The sequence below is a fragment of the Methylobacterium sp. B1 genome, from assembly GCF_000333255.1.
Taxonomy (GTDB): Bacteria; Pseudomonadota; Alphaproteobacteria; order Rhizobiales; family Beijerinckiaceae; genus Methylobacterium; species Methylobacterium fujisawaense.
The window spans coordinates 1-936 of sequence record NZ_BACT01000974.1; the positions used below are offsets into that span (position 1 = coordinate 1).

General features: G+C 71.8%; 1 protein-coding gene. It reads right to left on the minus strand.

Translation table 11 applies throughout. From position 1 onward, the window contains the following. Positions 1–17 precede the first annotated feature (17 nt). On the minus strand, positions 18–936 hold a 919-nt coding region (locus I53_RS27190; RefSeq protein ID WP_043356843.1), incomplete at its 5' end, for an acetyl-CoA C-acyltransferase.

Genomic DNA, 936 nt, shown 5'->3' on the forward strand with positions numbered 1-936 from the left:
AGCGCAGATCCATCGATTCAGCTCCGGGCGATCTCGAACAGGCCGGCACAGCCCTGGCCGCCGGCGACGCACATGGTCACCACGGCGTAGCGCGCGCCGCGGCGGCGGCCTTCCAGCAGGGCGTGGCCCACGAGCCGCGCCCCCGACATGCCGAACGGGTGGCCGACCGCGATGGCGCCGCCGTTGACGTTGACCTTGTCCGGGTCGATCCCGAGCTTGTCGCGGCAATAGACCGACTGGGACGCGAAGGCCTCGTTCAGCTCCCAGAGGTCGATGTCGGAGACCCGCAGGCCCTGCCGCTCCAGAAGCCGCGGCACCGCGAAGACGGGGCCGATGCCCATCTCGTCCGGCCCGCAGCCGGCCGATGCGAAGCCCCGGAAGATGCCGAGGGGCTCGAGGCCGCGCCGCGCCGCCTCGTCGGCCGACATCAGCACGCTGGCCGAGGCGCCGTCCGAGAGCTGGCTGGCATTGCCCGCCGTGATGAAGGCGCCCTCCCCGCGCACGGGCTTGAGCTTGGCGAGCCCCTCCAGGGTCGTGTCCGGCCGGTTGCCCTCGTCCTTGGCGAGCCGGGTCTCGACCTCCCGGGTCTCGCCGGTGGCCTTGTCGGTCACCGCCATGACGGCGCTCATCGGGACGATCTCGTCGTCGAACAATCCGCGTTCCTGCGCGGTGGCGGTGCGGCGCTGGCTCTCCAGGGCGAAACGGTCCTGCGCCTCCCGGGAGATGCCGTAACGCTCCGCCACGATGTCGGCTGTCTCGATCATCGGCATGTAGATCGCCGGCAAATGCGCCTCCAGCCACGCATTGCGGGTCAGCTCCCGCTGGACCTTGGGCTGCACGAGGCTGATCGACTCGACCCCGCCCGCGACCGNCCACGGNACGCCGTCGAGGATGATCCGCCGGGGCGCGCTGGCGATCGCCTCCAGGCCCGAGCGC